The sequence below is a fragment of the Bradyrhizobium sp. SRS-191 genome (assembly GCF_024586915.1).
GTDB lineage: Bacteria > Pseudomonadota > Alphaproteobacteria > Rhizobiales > Xanthobacteraceae > Bradyrhizobium.
On sequence record NZ_JANBVS010000001.1, the window covers coordinates 824,398 to 843,612 of the forward strand.

Consider the following 19,215-nt stretch of genomic DNA (forward strand, 5'->3'; position numbering starts at 1 on the left):
GCCGCAGCCGTTCAGGCGAGAGCCATCAGGAGGCCCCGACCATGCGACGGCATCTGCTCACGACCGCACTCCTCGCAGGCTTCATCGCCATGCCGCACCCAAGTGACGCCTCGCCGCTCGAGTCCTACCGATGGAAGGCCCGCGTCCTGGTGGTGACCGGCCCCGACGACGCCGCCGCGCAACAGCAACGCCGGATCTACGACGCCGCCAGAGCCGGCATGTCCGAGCGCGCGATCGTGCTGCTCGAAGCCGTCGACGAGAGCGTCGCCTCCCACGAGCTTCGCACGACGCTCGGCAGCGACAACCGCCGCTTCACGGTCACTCTGATCGGCAAAGACGGACACATTGCACTGGCCTCGCACACACCGATCTCGGCCGAGGAGTTGTTCAAGCGCGTCGACGCGATGCCGATGCGGCAAGACGAAATGCGACGGGCGAGGTCTCGGTGAAGACAGCGGGGGTGCTCTTGAAGCGAGCCACCCCGATGAGCTCCGGCGCCAAGCTCCGCCCACCGACAACGTCGTGCTCCCCCGGCAACGCCGGCGCGGGACATCGTGATGGCAAGCCATATCCACGTTTCAAACAGCAGGCATGTGTCTTCCATCTCGCGGCGATCTCCGCCCGAGCTGTGCGATCGATGGACCTCTCCTCTCGAAGAAGAGGCGCAGGGAAGACCGGGTATCGACTGACACCCGCGGTCCGCGTGCAGCAAATAAGCACGCGGCAGAACCACTGGTTCAGCCCAATATCCGGCCTTCCCTGCGCGACGGCTTTGCGACTTATAGGCGCTCTCCCCGGGGACCGGCTGTCTTGCCCCCGTCGCCGGCGGATCATCATCACCGCCGGCTTGGCGTCAGCTTCGGGACGCCAGGACCACACCATTTCGCCGTCGCCTCACTCCGTTCGTCGGCACGGGCTGTGACACCCGGCTGCAGAGCAACGCGCCCATCGCATCTCCGGCTCGACGCTTCATGACGATCGCGAAACGTCCCTCTTCAGCGAGCCGGGATGCGCGAGAATGTGGATGTGATTTGCCCGACGTGACAAGGGAGAAGTGCGCGACAAACCGGCACGACGGGCAATTGGCGCATGTGGGGCATGCGAGGATTGCCCGTCGGGCAGATGATCATTCAGTGGATGGGCGACAATGAAGGAGCGCCAAGGCGTCGTCTCGTCCCGCCATCAGGCCTGCTTGGTCCACCTGCAGCTTCGGTTGCGGACCTGACCCGTCAAGGTGAGAAGCGCATCTCGGCGCCTCAACTGTGGGCGTAACGAACAAGCACCCCGCTAGCGATGTGGGACGCCTTCGGAAACAAGCTTGTCCAAAGTGATAGCGCTGAATCGGGTGGTAAACAGCGCTTCGGCTTCAGCCATTGTATCGGTCAAGGCGGCATTGACGCCCCTCTCGATCAAGCAGTCGGTGTGCTGACTGCGATTGCCGATGGCGAACAGATTCGGCCGGCTCAGCGCCTCATAGACAGCCAGCAGCGTCATCTCACACAATGGTCGGGCCAGGCTCCAGCCACCACCATGTCCCTTCTCGGACTTGACGAGGCCTGCTTTGCGCAGTCCCGCCATCGTGCGTCGAAACACGGCCGGATTCGTGCGCATGCTCCGTGCGAGCACTTCGGACGTCAGTGGTCCCTCCAGCTGATCCATGTGCAGAAGGACGTGGAGTACGTCGGAAAGGCGCGTGTCACGGCTCACTTGATCTCATTGCCTCCAAAGACATTGACGCAATACACCAACTCACGTATCTTTAAAAGATACGAGATGCGGCGCAGCTTATATGACGTTTGCTCGTGCTGATTGACCTGATGGCCACGCGCGCGATCCGACGCTGTCTCGCTTTCGGAGCAACTGTAGGCATGCACCACAGACCTTCACCTTTTTCGGATCCCTCTGCGATCTCGAACTATGTGGACGACGCCCCGCGCAAGGTTCCCGGGTTGGCGGATGTCCATCGCATGACGATGCTGCTTCTGACAGAGCACGCGCCACCCGACGCGCACATCCTCATCGTAGGCGCCGGCGGTGGAATGGAGACCATCGCACTTGCGGAGGCGCAGCCTGGATGGCGTTTCACGGGCGTCGATCCCTCGCCCGCCATGCTCGACCTCGCGCAAAGGACGCTTGCGCCAGTCGCCGAGCGGATCGAGCTGCTGGAAGGCACGATCGACCGGGCGCCGGCTGGACCGTTCGATGGCGCAACGTGCATCCTCACGCTCCACCACATCGATCGGAACGAGCGGCTGCGTACCCTCGCGGAGACTCGACGTCGGCTGAGGTCAGGCGCGCGCCTCGTCGTTGTGGAGCATTCGGCTCCCGATCCTGATCCCAAGCGGTGGATGACGCGGTCCGTCGCCTTTGGTGATCGCGCCGGCGTCGATTGGACAAAGTCGGCGGCAACAGCCGATCTGATGACGGACCGCTTGCCGTTGCTCAGTCCCGCTGAGCAAGAAGATGTCTTGCGCGAGGCCGGGTTTCTCGATGTGGGGCTGTTCTATGCGGCCTTCACGTTCCGCGGATGGGTTGCGACGGCGGGCGGTTGAACCGCACGATCAAGTCCGTACGGTGGGCAAAGGCGCGCCCCTGACGTCAGCTGCATCGCTCCGAGCTCACGCGCGCCGTGCCCACCATCGACTTCCGCGACTGCCGAGACGTGGTGGGCACGCGCCGCCTGCGGCGTCGCTTTGCCCACCCTACGGATTTTGCCGGAGCCCCTGGATCGCTTCGCTTGCGCTCGCGATGACTGAGGATGTGGAGCGTTCGGTGCCGCCACGGCCGTCGTTGCGAGCGCAAGCGAAGCGATCCAGGAGCTACGCGAACGATCTGAATCGTCTCCTTGCTCACGCATCCGAAAGAGCATCAACGCCGTCCTCATTTTCTTCCCCGCGCGGCAGTTGAAGGCGCGGCGGAAGCCGGAGTCGCGGGCGTTGTCCTCGGCGCAGAACCTGCGATCGAGCTCGGCCGGAGGACACTATCCGCCGGCCCGCTCCTCAATCGCTCACCAGCTCGGCAGCACCGCGCCCTTGAACTTGGTTAGAACGAATTCGCGGACCTCGGGGGTATGGTAAGAGTCGACGAGCGTCTTGACCCAGCGCCGTGGCGAAGCTCTGCATCTCGGCCGCGAAGGGCTGGCGTTGCCGACAGCCTGCCTTGATGTCCAGCGCGAGCGCAGGCCAAGCAGACGTTTACATCATATCAGGCTGCGTGGCCCAACGGCACTTCTCAGAGCCCTGCCCCCTTGGCGATGGCCGCGGTGAACGAGCGATCGAGGATCGCTGCCGCATCGAGCCGCTCCTTGATCAGGCCGGTGCGCGCATAGAGATCGATGGTCTTCTGCTCGTCGGCGACGACGGCGTCGTCGATCGGGACGATGCGGACCTGGGCCCGCTTGAGCCAGTTGAGCGGCACGGCGGGCGGGATGTTCATCAGCCGGCCCCAGGTCTCGGCGTAGCTCTCGACATTGCCGAGCGACCAGGCGCGGGCCGCGGCGAGCCGCTGGACGAAATCCTCCAGGGCCGCGCGCTGCTCCTTGATCGCAGCTGGCGTGGCGACCTGGAAGCTGAGGCCGGGGGTCAGTCCCTCGCCGGTGATGACGCGGCGCGACTTGAACAGCACCTCCTCCTGGCTGACATAGGGCTCCCATGTCGACCACGCGTCCACCGAGCCTTGCGTGTAGGCGACCTTGGCATCCGACGGCGGCAGGAACACGAGCTGGATGTCGTTGGTGGTCCAGCCGCGCGATTCCAGCGCCGCAAGCACCAATTGATGTCCGATCGAGCCGCGGCCGGTCGCGATCTTCTTGCCCTTGAGATCGTCGAAGCTCTTGATCGGCGAATTCTCCGGCACGAGCATCGCCAGCCCCTCCTGGGTCTGGCGGATCGCGGCGATCGCCTTGACCGGCACGCCGGAGGCCGCGGCGAAGGTGAAGGGTGCGTCGCCGACGAGCCCGGTCTCGATCGCGCCGGCGCTGAGCGCCTCCAGCAGCGGCGCAGCCGCAACGAACTCCTTCCACGCGATGGTGTAGGGCACGTCCTTGAGCACACCCGCTGCCTCCATGACGGCGCGCGCATTGCCCTTCTGGTCGCCCACGCGCAGCGTCACCTGCGCGAAGGCCGAGGCGGTGAAGGCGAGCACAAGGCCCGCAGCCAGGAGAACCCGCTTCATTCCGCCGCAACTCCCTTCACACCCTGCCGGCGCGCGATCAGTTCGCGCGTCGCGGGGATCAGCGCGCGGCCATAGTCGATGGCATCGATCAGCGGATCGAAGCCGCGGATCAGGAAATGGCTGATACCGAGATCGTAGTAGTCGCCGAACACGTCCGCCACCTGCTCGGGCGTGCCGACCAGCGCCGTGGTGTTGCTGTTGGCGCCGGTGAGCTTGGCGATCTCGGTCCACAGCCGCTTGTCGATCCGCTTGCCCTGCTCGGCGATCGCGAGCAGGCGCTTGGCGCCGTCGGTGGCGTGACCATCCGCCGGCTTGCGATAGCCGGTCTGGTCCTGCAGCGCGGTCGCGCGCTCCAGGATGTCCTGCGCCCTCGCCCAGGCCTTCTCCTCGGTATCGGCGAGGATCGGCCGCACCGACAGCGAGAAGCGCGGCGCCGGGCGGCCGTGCTTCGCTGCCGCCGCGCTGACGCGGGCGACCTGCTCGCGCACCTGGGCGTAGGACTCGCCCCACAGCGCGTAGGTGTCGGCATGTTTACCCGCGACATCGATCGCCGCATCCGAGGCGCCGCCGAAATAGATCCGGATGCCCTCCTTGCGATACGGCTTCACCTGCGCGAACGCATTCTCGACCTGGTAGTACTTGCCGGCGTAGCTGAACGGCTTGTCGCTGGTCCATTCGGATTTGATGATATCAAGGAACTCGCTGGTCCGGGCGTAGCGCTCGCTCTTGTCGTCGAGCGTGTTGCCGTCCTGGCGCAGCTCATTGGCATTGCCGCCGGTGATGACGTGCAGCGCGACGCGCCCCTTGGAGAACTGGTCGAGCACCGCGAACTGCCGCGCCAGCAAAGTCGGCGAGGTGAAGCCCGGCCGCTGCGCGATCAGCACGTTGAGCCTGGAGGTGACGCCGAGCACGTGCTGAGCCACCTGCAGGCTGTCCGGCGAGGTCGAGTGGAACGCCAGGAGCGCGCGGTCGAAGCCGGCATTCTCATGCGCCTTCGCGACCGTCTCGATGTGGACGGGATCGAGCACCGGTCCCTGGCGGACGATGATTTCGGACGAGTTGTTGTTGGAAATGAAGCCGATGAATTCGATCTCGGACATGGGTCCTGTCTCCTTGTGGTCCTAAAATCCAAGCGCCAGACGGCCTGCGGCGATGCGCGTGGCGTCGTCCTGCGGGGTGTGGACGCGGCCGCACATCACGTCGCGATAGTGCCGCTCCAGCGGATTGGCGCGGCTGAGGCCGTGATTGCTCGACAGCGACAGCGCATCCTCGACCGCCGCCACCGCATTGTTGGTGACGGTGAGCTTGATGATGTTGCCCTCGACAGGGCTGACGACCCGGCCCTCGTCGAAGTCGCGCGCGAGGCTGTCGATCAGCCGCGCATTGACCTGCAGCCGCGCCTCGATCGCGCCGAGCACCTCCTGCGCGCGTGGCAGGGTCGCCAGAGGCGCGCCGAGGCTCGAGGGCGTGCGCGTCTTGAGGAAGTCGACGATCCAGTTACGCGCCGCGCGCGCGACGCCGTCATAGATGGCGCCGACGAAGGCGGCATGGACGAGCGCCTGGGTCGGGTTCTGCACCCGCCAGTCCTCCGGCTTGCGCAGCTCGATCTCATGGTCGAGCGGGATCACGACGTCGTCGAACACGACATCATGGCTGCCGCTGGCGCGCAAGCCGAGATGATCCCAGGTCTCGACGATGCGGATGCCGGGAGAGCCCGCCTGCACGAGGAACAGGCCGAGCCGCGGCTCGGCCTCGTCGGTCTTCGCCCACACGGAATACCACGACAGGATCGGCGCACCGGTCGAATAGATCTTGTGACCGCTCAACCGCCAGCCGGTCTCGGTGCGCCGCGCGATCGTCTCCGGCAGGCCGCCGCGCGACGGCGAGCCGAGCGCCGGCTCGACGCGGAAGGTGTTGATCAGCGCGCCGCGCTCGACCGAGTCCCGCGCCAGCTTGCGGGCCAGCCGCGGCGGATAGTCTTGGCTCCGCGCCATCACGAAGTGCTGGATATAGTGCATCGCCAGGACCAGCGCCGTCGACGGATCGGCCTCGGCGATGATTCCGAGCACGCGCGCCGTGAGGCCTGCGCCCGCCCCGTGTCCACCCAGCGCCGCAGGCACCGTCAGCGACAGCAGACCCGCCTCGAACAGATCCTTGAAATTCTGAAACGGAAAGCTGCGGTCGCGATCATGGCTCGGCGCGCGCTCTGCGAAAACCGGCAGCAGCCGCAGCGCGCGTGCGATCAGTTCGTCCTCATTGTCAGCTCCGGTCTGGCGCGGCGCGAGGCTTTCGATGACGGCTACCATGTCGCTTCCAACCCGAGGAGACCGAGAATCTGCCGGCGCAGATCGGCCAAATGCGGATCGCCGCGATGCCGCGGATACGGCCGGTCGACGACGATGTCGGCCTTGATGCGCGCCGGGCGGTCGCTGAGCACGATGACGCGATTGGCGAGCACCAGCGCCTCCTCGACGTCGTGGGTGACGAGCAAGGTGGTAAAGCCCTTGCGCTGCCACAGCGCCACCAGCTCGGCCTGCATCGCGATCCGCGTCAGCGAGTCGAGCTTGCCGAGCGGCTCGTCCAGCACCAGCACCTTGGGATCGTTGACCAGCGCCCGCGCCAGTGCAACGCGCTGCGCCATGCCGCCGGAGAGCTGATGCGGATAGGCATTCTTGAAGTTGGTGAGGCCGACGAGATCCAGCGCGGCGTCGACGCGATGGCGCTGCTTCCTGAGGATGCCCTGCGCCTCCAGGCCGAGCGCGACATTGTCCCAGACCGTCCGCCACGGAAACAGCGTCGGATCCTGGAACACGACGACGCGCGACGGATGCGGTCCCTTGATGCTGACCTCGTCCTCGCGCAGGCTGCCGCTGCGCGGCTTGTCGAGGCCGGCGATCAGGCGCAGCAGGGTCGACTTGCCGCAACCGGAGGGGCCGAGAAGCGCGACGAACTCGCCGGGCTCGACGATCAGGCTGACATCGTCGAGCACCTTCAGTTCGGCGCCGTCGATGTCGAAGGCGTGGTCGACATGGGCGATGTCGATCGACGCGCCGGGACATTGCGCCCTGACGGCTTCGGCAGCGGCTACCATTTGACGACTCCCTTCTGCCAGATCAGCACGCGGTCACGGGTCTTGAACAGCAGAGTGATCGCGCCGGAGCACAGCAACGACATCACGAGCAGCGCGGCATACATGTTGGCGTAGGCCGCCCAGCCCTGCGCCCATTGCAGGTACCAGCCGAGACCGGCCTTGACGCCGATCATCTCGGCGACGACGAGCACCGCGAAGGAGGCACCGAGGCCCATGAACAGGCCGACGAAGACATGCGGCAATGCTGCGGGAATCGCGACCTTCAGCACCAGGAACCACGGCCTGGCGCCGAGCGTGCGTGCGACGTCGTAGTAGGCCGTGGGCACGCTGGCGACGCCGGACCACGTCAGCACCGTCACCGGAAAGCCGGTGGCGAGCGCGATCAGGAAGGTCGACGCGCTCCAGCTGGTCGGAAACGCGAAGAAGGCGATCGGCAGCCAGGCGGTCGCCGGCAGCGGCCCGATGAAGCGCAGCACCGGATGCACCCAATAGCCGATCCGCGCCGACCAGCCGATCGAGACGCCGGTGATGAAGCCGGTGGCCGCGCCGATCAGGTAGCCGCCAAGCTGCAGCTTGATCGAGGCGACGACGCTGTCGAGCAGTTTCGGCAGATCGTCGGTGTAGATCTCGATGATCGCCTGCGGCGGCGGAAAGAACGGCAGCGGCAGCCAGGCATATTTGGCGGTGGCCAGCTCCCACAGCGTCAGGAACACGCCGAGCGCGAGCAGCCAGGGGCTGCGCCGGCGCAACGCCGATCCGGCACGGCCGAGGTGCGAGGCGGCGACACCCACGATGAGCACGAGCCCGGCAATCACGAACGCCGCAATCGCGAGGTCCGTGGTGCGGGACCAGTCACCGACGTCCTCCCGGACCAGGCAGGCCGCGCCGAAAGCGGCCCAAGCGAGCGCCGCGGCGATGCCGGGCGCGACATCGCGAAGCTTGTCGGCGAGCGCGCTGCTCGGCGCGCTGTCGCCCGTGGCGATCTCAGACAGCGAAAATGTCGACATAGATGCGCTCTGCGAATTTGCTGGTGTCGGTGCTCGGCTTGAAGACGGAGACGACCTTGAGATCGTCGGCATAGGCCTTCAGCTCCTGCTTGAGCGGAGCGCCATGCGGATGATGATGATGGGTGTGATAACGGACCATGCCCTCGAGATCGGCGAGCGTCGCCTGCTTCGGCGCATAGGGCTGGAACGATTTCGCTGCCTCGACGGGGTTTTGCGCGGTGAACATTGCGGCATCGAGCAGCGCCTGCGTGATGGCGCGCCCGACCGCGGGCTCCTCACGCACCAGGCTGCCGCGCAGGCCGAGGATGCAGCAGACGCGGTTCTGATACTCGCCGTCGAGATTGGAGGCGACCTCCCGGTAGGCCGGATCCTTGAGCCAGAGATACGCGAGCGGATCGGACGCCAGGAACGCCTGCGTCTCGCCCTTGTCGGCCGCCACGTTGACGACCGCGCCGGGATAGACGCGCCAATCGACGTCCTTCACCGGATCAATGCCGAGCCGGGCGAGCTGAATCGAGAAGAAGTTCTTGTCGGGCCCGCCGAGATCGCCGACCGCGACCGCCTTGCCCTTGAGATCGGCGAGCTTGGCGATGCCGGAGTCGGTGCGCGCCAGCACGCGCATGCAGCCGCCATGGGTGCCCGCGGCGATCTTGACGTCAAAGCCCTGCTCCAGCGGCTTCAGCCAACGCAGCGCCATGCCGAGGCCGGCGTCGCTCTTGCCGGTAGCGATGGCTTCCAGCAGCTGATCGGTCGAGCCCGAATAGTTGATCAGCTCGACGTCGAGATTGTACTTCTTGAAGAAGCCCTGGTCGATCGCCACCGGAACCGGCGTCAGGCAGACCGCACCGGCATTCCATGACAGCTTCAGCCTGCGCGGCTCACCGGTGAGAGCCGGCGCTTCGGCCGCCGTCCGGCAGATCGGAAACTGCTGAAAGTCGACCTCAGGTGCGGCCCGCAGCGACAGCGCCTGCGCGGCAAGACCGCCGAATGGCGCCACCAAGGCAGCACCGGCACCCGCCTGCAGCAGCCGGCGCCGGGTGACTGCGCCTGTGTTGTCCGTCTTGTCCATCGCCCTCTCCTGCCGACAAAGATCCGCCGCTGCGCGAGCGTGCAGCGCCCGCACTCCCCCACGGAATGCATCGATGTGTCGTTGAACCTGCGCTGTCGTCAGCGCCCCAATGATGATCGGATGATGCGGTCGTGCCGCTGCATCGTCAATGAAATGGATTTTCGAATGTCGGGCGGCGGCGAGCGATTATCTCCCCGCACAACGATGTTCACAAAGCAATCAGTTCTTCTGCGCCTCTTCCAAGCGCGATCATCCCGCGCGACGACCGGAATCGGCGGTCGCCAAACTAAGATCACGCTACAGCCGCAGCATGAACAGCTCGATGCCGGTCGCGCGAAAGTCGATGATGCGGTCGGCGATCTTCTCATCGCTGCCGAGCAGCCCGGCCGCGGTGCCGCCATCGCGGCGGTGATCGGCACACGTACTAACAAGTCAAGAAAAGAAATTCTTGCCGCCTTCGGCCAGCGCGGGACATCGAAAACCTCCCGACGCAACAACAATTGGAACGGTCGCTGCGCGCCAGCAGTTCCAGCGCGCTGCCCGACACGCCAGTCGCCGCGTATGATAATTCTAGCGCGGCATCGCTCGCGACGACACACTCGGAACGACAATCTGTACTTCCTTGGAACAAGTTCGATCGGAACATGCTCAGACTTGGAATATTTGTCTTTCCGAATCCGGCCGCGGTTTTACGTGCTAGATCATGAACGTTACGCATCGTCCGCGCGCGAGAGAAAAGGCATCTTGGCATGAGCCGTTTTCCGGAACGACATATCATCATCGTCGGCGGCGGCGCATCCGGCGTCCTCCTCGCCTACCAGCTGCTGCGACGCCCGGGGTCTGATATCCGCGTCACCTTGATCGAGAAGCGTTCGGAGGTCGGCCGCGGGCTGGCCTATCACACCGGCAATGCCGATCACCTGCTCAATGTGCGCGCCGCCAACATGAGCGCGCTCCCGGATGATCCCGACCATTTCTGGCGCTGGCTGTCGACCCATGAGCATGGCCTTCAGCTCTGTCCCGACCCGTTCTGCTTCGTGCCCCGCCGGCTCTATGGCGACTACATCGCCAGCCTGATCGCGCCGTACCTCGCGACCGAAGGCGGCGCGCAGCGGCTCGCCATCATCCAGGGCGAATGCGTGGCGGTCAGCGAAGGCCGTGACGGCGTGACCGTCAGCCTGGCCAACGGCACGCGCCGGCTCGGCGACGTCGCGGTGTTCGCCACCGGCCATGACGCCGCGATCCCGCGTTCTGCCTGGCATGCCGACCCCTGGATCAATCCGACCGTGCCCGGCTTCAGCCGGGACTCGGCGGTGCTCATACTCGGCGCCGGCCTGACGATGGCGGACTACGTGTTGTCGCTGTTGCGCGAGGGCCATCGCGGCCCGATCCTCGCGATCTCGCGCCGCGGCCTGATGGCCAGGGGACATCGGCGCATCGCCCCCTGCAGGATTAGCGAGGACGAGGTGCCGTTCGGTGCGCGCGGCAGCAGTCTGCTGCGCTGGTTCCGGCAACGTGTTGCCGCCCACATCGCCGAAGGCGGCGACTGGCGCGCCGTCATCGACGCCGTGAGGCCGTTCAGCCACCGGCTCTGGCAGGAGCTGCCGCCTGCGTCCAAGCACAGCTTCCTGGAGCATGCGCGGGCGTGGTGGGACGTGCATCGCCACCGCATGGCCCCCGAAGTCGAAGAGCGGATCGCGCGGGCGATCGCGGACGGCCAGCTCCGCGTCGCCGCTGCCAAGCTGGTCAAGATCGACGGTGGCACGCAAGGGGCCCGTGCGCATTATCGCCGGCGCGGCCGCAGCGAGGTCGAGACCCTCGAAGTCGGTGCCGTCATCGACTGCACGGGCATCGTCAGGGATCCCCGCGCCACCGCCAATCCTGCGGTCCGCAGCCTGTTCGACCAGGGGCTGGCGCGCTGCGATCCCCTGCGGATCGGCATCGAGGTCACGGCCGATTGTGCCATCGTCGGCGCCGATGGCACGCCCTCGCAGCGCCTGTTCGCGATCGGCCCGCTGACGCGCGCCGCCTTCTGGGAGATCATCGCGATCCCCGACATCCGCAGCCAATGCGCCGATCTGGCGGACCGGCTGTTGCAGGCCCGCCCGATCATCGTGCCGCCGATCGAAGCGCCGACTCTGGCGGCGGCTGCCGATCACCAGGCCGCGATATAGGTGCCCTTGAAGCGGGTGTCGAGGAACGCCTTGACCGGCTCGGAGTGGTAGGCCTCGATCAGCTGCCTGACCCAGGGCTTGTCCTTGTCCTCCTCGCGCACCGCGAGGATGTTGACCCAGGGTCCCTCGGCATTCTCGCGCGCGATCGCATCCTTGGCGGGATTGAGCCCGGCCTGGACGGCGTAGTTGTTGTTGATCGAGACGAGGTCGACGTCGGCCAGCGCGCGCGGCAGCTGCGCGGCGTCGAGCTCGACGAATTTCAGCTTCTTGGGATTGTCGGTGATGTCGGCGACCGTCGCGGCGACGTTGCTCGGATCCTTCAGCTTAATGACGCCGTGCAGCGCCAAAATCATCAGCCCGCGCGCGCCGTTCGACGGATCGTTGGCGATCGCGACCTTGGCTCCCTCGGGAAGCTCGGCGAGCGTCTTGTACTTCTGTGAATAGACGCCCTGCGGCGAGGCGATGGTGGTCGCGACCTTGACGATCTTCCAGCCGGTCTTGGCAATCTGGTTGTTCAGGTAAGGCTCGTGCTGGAACGAATTCGCCTCGAGATCCTTCAGTGCGAGTGCCTGGTTCGGGATCACGTAGTCGGTGAACTCGACCACCTTGATGTCGAGCCCGCGCTCGGCCGCGACCTTCTTCACGACGTCGATGATCTCGGCATGAGGCCCGGCAGTCACGCCGACACGGATGGTTTCGGCATGCGCGGGAAGCGCGACGGACAGCAAGGCGGCAAGCGCAACAACGGAACGTAACATTCAAGTCTCCAATCAAACAAAACAGCTCAGCGCTGCCTCAAGCGCCGATTAAGCCGGCGCGCGAGATGATCGCCTATGGTCTGCACCGTCTGCACCAGCGCAATCAGCACGACCACAACGGCCAGCATCATTTCCGGCATGAAGCGCTGATAGCCGTAGCGGATGCCGAGATCTCCGAGGCCGCCGCCGCCGACGGCGCCGACCATCGCGGAATAGCCGAGCAGGCTGACCACCGCGAGCGTCAGCGCCAGCACCAGGCCGGGCAGCGCCTCCGGGATCAGCACCTTGAACACGATCTGCAGCGGCGTCGCGCCGAACGACGACGCGGTCTCGATCAGGCCGGCATCGACCTCGCGGATGGCCGCTTCGACCAGCCGCGCAATGAACGGCGTCGCCGCCACCGTCAGCGGCACGATCGCAGCGCCTGATCCGATCGAGGTGCCGGCGACGAGCCGCGTGAACGGGATGATGGCGACGACGAGGATGATGAAGGGCGTGGAGCGCGCGGCATTGACGACGACCCCGAGCGCCGCGTTGACGGCGGGAGCCGCGAACAGCTCACCCTTGCGGCTGGTCGCCAGGAAGATGCCGAGCGGCAGACCGAGGGCCGTCGCGACCAGCGCCGCGGTCGACACCATGAACAGGCTCTCGCCGGTGGCCTGGATGATCAAATTGATGAGCTCAGGCGACATAGCCGAGACGCTCCGCTGCGAACTGCTGTTGAGAGAGATAGGTGAGCGTCTGCCGCGCCGACGCCTCGCCGCCGGGGATGCCGAGGATCAGCGAGCCGACATGCTGGCCACCGATCTCATCGATGCGCGCCGAGAGCAGCGCCACGTCGATCGACAGCTCGCGGGCGAGCCGCGCGACCAGCGTGTCGCCGGCATCAGTGCCGCGCACCTGCACGCGAATGACCGCCTGTCCGATCGATGTCGGCTGCTGCACGAGCCGGCTCGCCAGCGACACCGGCACGGCATCGCCGAGCGCTTCGGCCAGAAATGTCTGCGTCGTCGGATGCTTCGGATGGGTGAAGATGTCGGCGACATGGCCACGCTCGACGACGCGTCCGTCATCGATCACAACCACCTCCTTGGCGAGCTGGCGGACCACCGACATCTCATGGGTGATCAGGATAATAGTGACGCCGAGCTCGCGATTGATGTTGGCGAGCAGGTCGAGGATGGCGCGTGTGGTCTGCGGGTCCAGCGCCGAGGTCGCCTCATCCGACAACAACACGTCCGGGCGCGTCGCCAGCGCGCGGGCGATGCCGATGCGCTGCTTCTGTCCGCCCGACAGCTCCGATGGATAGCGGTCGTGCTTGTCGGCGATGTCCACCAACTCGAGCAGTTCGGCGACGCGCGTCCGGATATCGGCCTTCGTCCAGCCGGCAACCTCGAGCGGCAGCGCGATATTGTCGGCGGCCGTGCGCGACGACAGCAGATTGAAGTGCTGGAAGATCATCCCGATCGAGCGCTGCGCGAGCCGCAATGGCTGTCCGCTCAGCGCCGAGATTTCGCGCCCGTCAACGATGACTCGACCGGTGCTCGGCTTCTCCAGACCGTTGATCAGCCGCACCAGGCTCGACTTGCCGGCGCCGGAGCGCCCGATGACGCCGGTGATCGAGCCACGTGCGATGGCGAAATCGATCTCCTTGAGCGCCTCGACGGCCGCCTTGTCGCGATAGGCGGGATAGGTCTTCGAGAGAGCCTCAAACCGCACCATCGGCGCGGCGACGGCTGCTTCGGGCACGACCGGCTCCACCGGCCGGATCGGCTCGGCGACGGCGAGGGACGAGTAGGCATTCATGAGCGAACCTTGACTTGACGTGCTGCAACGCACGCGTTCAGGTCACCATCGCCTGCGATCCGTCTCGAGGCAATTTCAGAAATGCCCTCTGTCATGGATGAAGCTTCTCGGAGGATGGGACATGGTGGAACATCTTGCTCCCCTGGGCCTCTTCAAGCGCTGTGGAACACCAGCGTCCGCAACTCGATGCTCTCGCGCGGCAGTGCGTCGGCGGGCGTGGTCGGATCGACGAAGGCGGTATGCGGCGCGAACCGCGTGCGGCCGTCGGCCGCCGAATCGTAGCACTTCAACAGCAACGCCTCGTCCACCGTCATGTCAGGGACATAGAACCAGCGATGCGCCGGATTGTACGTGACCGAATAGGTCTCGCCGTTGCGGTTCGGATAGATCAGGTCGGAGGCGACGAGATCCTCCGGGGCGACGGTGGTGCCATCGCACATCGCAAGCGGCGTGTCGCGCAGCGGACCGATGATCGGCCGCCAGAGATTGACGACTTGAACCCGCCCACGCAGCAGCGCGTCAGCCTCGTCGCCGAGGTGCTCGCGCACCCGATTGGCGCCCGATGTCACGGTCTGGTCGACATGAACGCGTGTCGCCGGCTGCCGCGGCCCGCCGTCACGGACATCGGCGGCGCCGGGCACGCGCTTGCGCACGGTATGATCGAAAATGACGACGCGATCGGCGCGCAAGGTGGCGCGAATGAAAGCTTCTGCCGCAGGATAATAGACGCTGCGAATTTCCTTCTCGTCGGTGAAGTCACGCACGAAGGTCGGGTGCCGCACCAGCGCAAAGCCCTCACGGTCGAGCGAGAACGACGATGCGATCGGGCGGCCGTTGAACACCGGCACCCGGTGCGCCTCCGGCAGCGCCGTCGATTTCGGCTCGCCCGGCGGCGGATCGAATGCGTAGGTCCGCGGCTTGGACGAGGTGGGCGCCAGGTAGTTCAGCTCGGCGAGCACGAAGGGCAGCGCTTCGATCTTTCTCTCGACCAGGCTCATGGATGTCTCCAGGCAGTTTCATGCGATTGCATGTAGCTTGGTCGGCACCGGCGACCAGAGCAAGCCGACACCGGAAATAGCAACGAGCCTGCTGTCGGAACGGCACCGCGGAGGACGGGCTTGCTCCTCAGCCAAGGCCTCCGACCGAAATGTTCTTCGCTACGTCGTCTGCGACGCCAGCACATGGCAGGCATGACATCACCGCAGCGATTTCATGCCGGCCGTCGCATCGACCGCCGGGCCGAGTTGCCTGACCTCGATCGTCTCGTGGGGGTCGCGCTTCCGCGCCGTTACAAGCCTGAATGGCGAGCTTGTCGTTGAAGTCCCTGTAGAAGCTCATGAGCGATGGTCCTTCGATGTCGATCGAAGAGTTAGTTCGCCGCCTTCTGCAGCGGCGCTCCTGTCGGATCGAGGAGCCAATTCGGATTGCGACGAAGTCGCACGCGGTCGAAGACCCCGCCGCTTGCTCTGCCAAGTGCCCCCCGAAGTTGCCGCTTCATGTCCTCGGCTATTCCTCGAGGAGGTCGAGAAACTGCTCGACCCTCTGCAGAACAGGCTCAGTGCTTCGCCCGGCATAGATGACGCGGTTGCCGTCGCGCAGCAGGAGGCGTGAGCACGTCTTGCGGATCCTCCCCGGAAGCAGCGTCGCGGCAATCGCCTCCGGACCAACATCGAGCCGCATGATTCCCCGTTCCCTGCACTCCACCCTGAGCCTGGCAACGGCGAAAAAGTTGCTGGCCGCGGGCGGCAACGGTCCGAACCGGCGCTGCGTTTCATCCTCGAGTTCCTCGAGCTCATCATCGGACCTGCAGCGCGCAGCCCGGGCATAGATCTCCAGCCTGATGGCCTCCGACTGCACGTAGTTCGACGGAAGCAGTTCGGCGATCGGCAGGTTCAGTTCCGGAAGCCAGAGGGCGGACATCCCGTCGCGATCGCCCTCCAGCGCCAGGGTCAGCAGATGGCCATATAGTGTCGGACCAAACACCTGCACGTGACCGGACTGGCGATCCGACAGCATGTCGCCGCCGCCGCGGAGGTCGAGATCGCGCGCGCTGATGGCAAAGCCGGCGCCCGGACGATTCAACTCCTCGAGCACGGAGAGCCGCTGCTCCGACCGGTCTGAGCCGCCCTCGGTCAGGAAATGCGCGAAGGCGCGGATGCCGCCGCGCCCAACCCGGCCGCGGAGCTGATGCAGTTGCGCCAAGCCGAACTTTTCCGGCCAGCACACGACGATGGTGTTGGCCCGGGGGATGTCGAGACCGCTTTCGACGATGTTGGTCGCGAGCAGCACGTCGGCCTTGCCCTCGACGAACGCCATCAGCCGCTCGTCGATCTCATCAGCAGGCAGCTTGCCGTGAATCGTGATGATCCGAAGCTCCGGCGCCAGCGCGTGAATGCGGGCCTGCATGGGATCGAGGTCCTGGATCCTCGGACAAATCAGGAAGCTCTGGCCGCTGCGGCGATGTTCGCGCGCCAGCGCGGCGGCGATCGCGATGTCCGACAGCGGCGCCACCTTGGTCACGACGGGAACACGATGCACGGGCGGCGTCGCGATCACGCTGAGGTCGCGCAAGCCGGTCAGGCCCGCTGCCAGCGTGCGTGGGATCGGCGTCGCACTCATCCAGAGCCTGTGCCCGTTCTTGTTGAGGCCCGACAGCATCGCCTTGTCGGCCGCGCCGAAGTGCTGCTCCTCGTCGATGATGATCAGCCCCAGATCGGCAAACTTGATGTCCTTCGATGCCAGCGAGAGCGTCCCCACGACGACCTTGAGCTCACCGCTCTTCAGGCCCTCGCGCACCTTGCGCGCCTCGGCGGTCGAAGCGATCCGGGAGAGATTTCCGACCTCGATGCCGAGCGCCGCGAAGCGCTTGCGGAACGTCTCGACGTGCTGTCGCGCCAGCACCGTCGTCGGGACGACGATCGCGACCTGCCTTCCAGCCAACACGGTCGCCGCGGCGGCGCGCAACGCCACCTCGGTCTTGCCGAAGCCGACGTCGCCGCAGACGATCCGGTCCATCGGATGACCGGACGCGAGATCATCCAGGACCTCGCGGATAGCCTGCGCCTGGTCCGGCGTGGTGAAATAAGGAAAACGCGCGACGAATGTCTCGTAGCTCGCCGGCCGCGGCACGAGCTTTGGAGCCGGCCGCCGCCGGCGCTGGCTCCTCTGCTTGGCGAGCTCCTTGGCGACGACATGGATCTCGGTCTCGGCAGCGGCCCGCCGTGGCCGCCATGAGCTGCCATCGGCCTTGTCGAGCGAAGTGTCGCCGAGCTCACTGGCGTACGGCCAGGTCAGGGCCAATTCCGCCAGAGGCACGAGGACCGCGTCATTGCCGGCGAACACCAGCCGGACCATCTCACGCGCGGAGACTCCTGCTGTTCCCATCGAGCGCAATCCGCCAAGCCGGGCCAATCCGCGTTGCAGATGAACGACCACCGACCCAAGCTCGGGAAGATCGATGGCGTCGAAGCCGGGTGACCAGGCCCAGTTCGCGGGCTGCGGCTGATGCGCCCGGCTGCCGAGAACATCGGCCGCGGTGATGACGACAATCGGCTTCCGTCCGGGAATGACGAAGCCGGCGTCGAAGCCGGCCAGCAAGGCAGCTTCCCGCCTTCCTCGCGCGATCGCCTGCGCCCAATCATCGGCGGGTTCGGCTTTGACACCGCTCATTGCGGCCATGAGCCGCAGATCCGACTCGACGGCTGCGGCAAACACCAGGCGCGCATCATCCCGCCGGGCTTCCTCGACGAAGGCGCGCAGCGCCTTTCGAGGCGTGGCCTGCTTGAAGAACTCCGGCGTCGCCCGGTATGGCGCCGTCTGCGGCAGCAGAGCGATCCGCTTCGCCGCCAGGTCCCATTCGCGGCGGCTCACATACGCGCGATCGCGCTCGGCGCGCGGAGCCGCATCCTCGATCGTGCTCAGCCACGTGTCCGCATGTTTGGGCACATGGGCATCGGCCATCCAACTGGCCCGCGTGCAATAATCGAACAAGCTGGCCTTGTTCCGAGCCCGCTCCTTGAACGCCACCCGTTCGGACATCGGATCGATCTGGAGCTCCTTGAACTCGGAGATCACCTCCTGATCCAGCGGATTGAAAGCGGCAATCCGCCTTATCTTCCCGCCGGAATGATCGACCCTGAACGGGCCGCGCGCGCCGGCCGGGAATATCTCGAATGTGTTGCCGTGAAACAGCACGCCGCCGGGATAATCCGGGCTGTCGTCCAGGTCATATCCGAGCGCAGCAAAGCGAGCCTCGAAAAGCTGTTCGGAGTAGGTTTCCCCGACCCGCAGCAGCATACCGATATCCGACCACTCCGCCGGCCGCGGCAGACGCTCCATGATCGCCTCTATCGTGGTAATCAGGAGCACCGGCTTCTTCAGGCGCGCCAGACGCCGCAACACCGAACTTCGCCGGCCCGCAATGTCACGCGACGGCTCGAGCAGATCGAACGGCAAGGTGTTCAGTCGGGGATAGACGAGCACGTCACAGGCCGGCTCGAGCACCTGAACGACGGACGCCAGCCGCTCGGCCCGGCGTTCATTCTCGGCGAGAAACACGACGCCGCCTCGACCGGCGCCCTGCCACTCCGCCACCAGGTGCAGCGCCAGGAGCCCCAGAGGCGACGCGGAGGAGACCGCAGGTTTCGCGACCGCCACCTTCTTCGACGCACCCGATATCGTCTTGCGCGGAACCGGCTTCTTTGGCGTGATGGAGGGCTTTGGCGACGTCGTCTTACGCTGCAGCGAGCTGCGGGCAGCACGAAGGACTGAGGGCAAAGATGTGGACTCACGTGTCATTGAGGACGCCGGAATGAAAGCCCGGCGAATCTGACGACAACTAGCGGATTCGAATGGTCGAGGGCACCCAAGATCTGGACTTTCCTGTCGCGAGAGACTCAAGCGTTGCCCCCGCATGATCAATGTCGTTACCGAACGCCAGGCCGACGAGACCGGCCTGTCCGACGATCGGCGGACATGGCTGAACCATCCCGCGGCGGCCGGCGCCCGAGTTGTTCGGTCAGTCGACCTCTTCCCTCGAAGAAGAGGCGCAGGGAAGACCGGGTATCGGCTGATACCCGCGGTCCGCGTGCAGCAGATAAGCACGCGGCAGAACCACAGGTTCAGCCCAATATCCGGC

At 65.8% G+C, this 19,215-nt stretch carries 16 protein-coding genes and 1 pseudogene; 4 read left to right on the top strand and 13 right to left on the bottom strand.

Going from position 1 to position 19,215, the window contains the following annotated elements:
- The first annotated feature begins 41 nt into the window (after positions 1 to 41).
- A complete protein-coding gene (locus NLR35_RS03745) occupies positions 42 to 449 on the top strand; it encodes a DUF4174 domain-containing protein (protein WP_257165192.1) in 408 nt (135 codons plus the stop codon).
- An 838-nt stretch (positions 450 to 1,287) separates the two neighbouring features.
- Here the strand turns inward: NLR35_RS03745 and NLR35_RS03750 are convergent.
- Complete coding sequence (locus NLR35_RS03750; RefSeq protein ID WP_257165193.1) at positions 1,288 to 1,707, bottom strand: Rrf2 family transcriptional regulator; 420 nt, start codon at positions 1,705 to 1,707, stop codon at positions 1,288 to 1,290.
- Between the two features lie 260 nt (positions 1,708 to 1,967).
- On the opposite strand from NLR35_RS03750, the gene NLR35_RS03755 reads away from it, so the two are divergent.
- Positions 1,968 to 2,552, top strand: a complete 585-nt coding sequence (locus NLR35_RS03755; RefSeq protein WP_257165194.1) for a class I SAM-dependent methyltransferase — start codon at positions 1,968 to 1,970, stop codon at positions 2,550 to 2,552.
- 455 nt (positions 2,553 to 3,007) lie between these two features.
- On the opposite strand, the pseudogene NLR35_RS03760 reads toward NLR35_RS03755, so the two are convergent.
- The 7 genes and pseudogenes from NLR35_RS03760 to NLR35_RS03790 form a co-directional block, all read right to left on the bottom strand.
- Positions 3,008 to 3,100, bottom strand: a pseudogene (locus NLR35_RS03760) (MetQ/NlpA family ABC transporter substrate-binding protein); the annotation flags it as partial.
- Positions 3,101 to 3,231: 131 nt separating this feature from the next.
- On the bottom strand, positions 3,232 to 4,173 hold the full coding sequence (locus NLR35_RS03765; RefSeq protein ID WP_257165195.1) for an ABC transporter substrate-binding protein: 942 nt from the start codon (positions 4,171 to 4,173) through the stop codon (positions 3,232 to 3,234).
- A complete protein-coding gene (locus tag NLR35_RS03770; protein ID WP_257165196.1) occupies positions 4,170 to 5,273 on the bottom strand; it encodes an LLM class flavin-dependent oxidoreductase in 1,104 nt (367 codons plus the stop codon). Before NLR35_RS03770 ends, NLR35_RS03765 begins: the two co-directional genes overlap by 4 nt.
- A gap of 21 nt (positions 5,274 to 5,294) precedes the next feature.
- Positions 5,295 to 6,479 (bottom strand): acyl-CoA dehydrogenase family protein, encoded by a 1,185-nt coding sequence (locus NLR35_RS03775; protein ID WP_257165197.1) that lies wholly within the window; start codon positions 6,477 to 6,479, stop codon positions 5,295 to 5,297.
- A complete protein-coding gene (locus NLR35_RS03780; protein ID WP_257165198.1) occupies positions 6,473 to 7,264 on the bottom strand; it encodes an ABC transporter ATP-binding protein in 792 nt (263 codons plus the stop codon). Before NLR35_RS03780 ends, NLR35_RS03775 begins: the two co-directional genes overlap by 7 nt.
- Positions 7,258 to 8,271, bottom strand: a complete 1,014-nt coding sequence (locus NLR35_RS03785) for an ABC transporter permease (protein WP_257165199.1) — start codon at positions 8,269 to 8,271, stop codon at positions 7,258 to 7,260. The genes NLR35_RS03780 and NLR35_RS03785 overlap by 7 nt, the downstream gene beginning before the upstream one ends.
- Complete coding sequence (locus NLR35_RS03790) at positions 8,249 to 9,340, bottom strand: ABC transporter substrate-binding protein (RefSeq protein WP_257165200.1); 1,092 nt, start codon at positions 9,338 to 9,340, stop codon at positions 8,249 to 8,251. Before NLR35_RS03790 ends, NLR35_RS03785 begins: the two co-directional genes overlap by 23 nt.
- Before the next feature lie 81 nt (positions 9,341 to 9,421).
- Between NLR35_RS03790 and NLR35_RS03795 the strand changes: the two genes are divergently transcribed.
- Both NLR35_RS03795 and NLR35_RS03800 read left to right on the top strand, forming a co-directional pair.
- Entirely contained in the window at positions 9,422 to 10,093 is a 672-nt protein-coding gene (locus tag NLR35_RS03795; RefSeq protein ID WP_257165201.1) for a hypothetical protein, read from the top strand.
- A complete protein-coding gene (locus NLR35_RS03800; protein ID WP_257165202.1) occupies positions 10,090 to 11,514 on the top strand; it encodes an FAD/NAD(P)-binding protein in 1,425 nt (474 codons plus the stop codon). Before NLR35_RS03795 ends, NLR35_RS03800 begins: the two co-directional genes overlap by 4 nt.
- Here NLR35_RS03800 and NLR35_RS03805 read toward each other — a convergent pair.
- The 5 genes from NLR35_RS03805 to NLR35_RS03825 form a co-directional block, all read right to left on the bottom strand.
- The gene (locus tag NLR35_RS03805) at positions 11,496 to 12,272 is read right to left on the bottom strand and encodes a MetQ/NlpA family ABC transporter substrate-binding protein (RefSeq protein WP_257165203.1); all 777 of its coding nucleotides are present in this window, start codon (positions 12,270 to 12,272) and stop codon (positions 11,496 to 11,498) included. The two genes, NLR35_RS03800 and NLR35_RS03805, sit on opposite strands and share 19 nt — an antisense overlap.
- 26 nt (positions 12,273 to 12,298) lie before the next feature.
- Positions 12,299 to 12,964 (bottom strand): methionine ABC transporter permease, encoded by a 666-nt coding sequence (locus tag NLR35_RS03810; RefSeq protein WP_257165204.1) that lies wholly within the window; start codon positions 12,962 to 12,964, stop codon positions 12,299 to 12,301.
- Positions 12,954 to 14,078, bottom strand: coding sequence for a methionine ABC transporter ATP-binding protein (locus NLR35_RS03815; protein WP_257165205.1), 1,125 nt, complete (start codon positions 14,076 to 14,078; stop codon positions 12,954 to 12,956). Before NLR35_RS03815 ends, NLR35_RS03810 begins: the two co-directional genes overlap by 11 nt.
- Before the next feature lie 152 nt (positions 14,079 to 14,230).
- The gene (locus tag NLR35_RS03820; RefSeq protein WP_257165206.1) at positions 14,231 to 15,076 is read right to left on the bottom strand and encodes a CmcJ/NvfI family oxidoreductase; all 846 of its coding nucleotides are present in this window, start codon (positions 15,074 to 15,076) and stop codon (positions 14,231 to 14,233) included.
- Positions 15,077 to 15,584: 508 nt separating this feature from the next.
- Positions 15,585 to 18,992 (bottom strand): DEAD/DEAH box helicase, encoded by a 3,408-nt coding sequence (locus NLR35_RS03825; protein ID WP_257165241.1) that lies wholly within the window; start codon positions 18,990 to 18,992, stop codon positions 15,585 to 15,587.
- Positions 18,993 to 19,215 lie beyond the last annotated feature (223 nt).

Excerpts from the sequence above, each read along its gene's own strand:
- NLR35_RS03825 (WP_257165241.1), bottom strand. The coding sequence starts at position 18,992 with ATGCGGGGGCAACGCTTGAGTCTCTCGCGACAGGAAAGTCCAGATCTT.
- NLR35_RS03775 (WP_257165197.1), bottom strand. The coding sequence starts at position 6,479 with ATGGTAGCCGTCATCGAAAGCCTCGCGCCGCGCCAGACCGGAGCTGAC.
- NLR35_RS03815 (WP_257165205.1), bottom strand. The coding sequence starts at position 14,078 with ATGAATGCCTACTCGTCCCTCGCCGTCGCCGAGCCGATCCGGCCGGTG.
- NLR35_RS03770 (WP_257165196.1), bottom strand. The coding sequence starts at position 5,273 with ATGTCCGAGATCGAATTCATCGGCTTCATTTCCAACAACAACTCGTCC.
- NLR35_RS03755 (WP_257165194.1), top strand. The coding sequence starts at position 1,968 with ATGACGATGCTGCTTCTGACAGAGCACGCGCCACCCGACGCGCACATC.
- NLR35_RS03780 (WP_257165198.1), bottom strand. The coding sequence starts at position 7,264 with ATGGTAGCCGCTGCCGAAGCCGTCAGGGCGCAATGTCCCGGCGCGTCG.
- NLR35_RS03820 (WP_257165206.1), bottom strand. The coding sequence starts at position 15,076 with ATGAGCCTGGTCGAGAGAAAGATCGAAGCGCTGCCCTTCGTGCTCGCC.
- NLR35_RS03765 (WP_257165195.1), bottom strand. The coding sequence starts at position 4,173 with ATGAAGCGGGTTCTCCTGGCTGCGGGCCTTGTGCTCGCCTTCACCGCC.
- NLR35_RS03785 (WP_257165199.1), bottom strand. The coding sequence starts at position 8,271 with ATGTCGACATTTTCGCTGTCTGAGATCGCCACGGGCGACAGCGCGCCG.
- NLR35_RS03745 (WP_257165192.1), top strand. The coding sequence starts at position 42 with ATGCGACGGCATCTGCTCACGACCGCACTCCTCGCAGGCTTCATCGCC.
- NLR35_RS03790 (WP_257165200.1), bottom strand. The coding sequence starts at position 9,340 with ATGGACAAGACGGACAACACAGGCGCAGTCACCCGGCGCCGGCTGCTG.
- NLR35_RS03800 (WP_257165202.1), top strand. The coding sequence starts at position 10,090 with ATGAGCCGTTTTCCGGAACGACATATCATCATCGTCGGCGGCGGCGCA.
- NLR35_RS03810 (WP_257165204.1), bottom strand. The coding sequence starts at position 12,964 with ATGTCGCCTGAGCTCATCAATTTGATCATCCAGGCCACCGGCGAGAGC.
- NLR35_RS03805 (WP_257165203.1), bottom strand. The coding sequence starts at position 12,272 with ATGTTACGTTCCGTTGTTGCGCTTGCCGCCTTGCTGTCCGTCGCGCTT.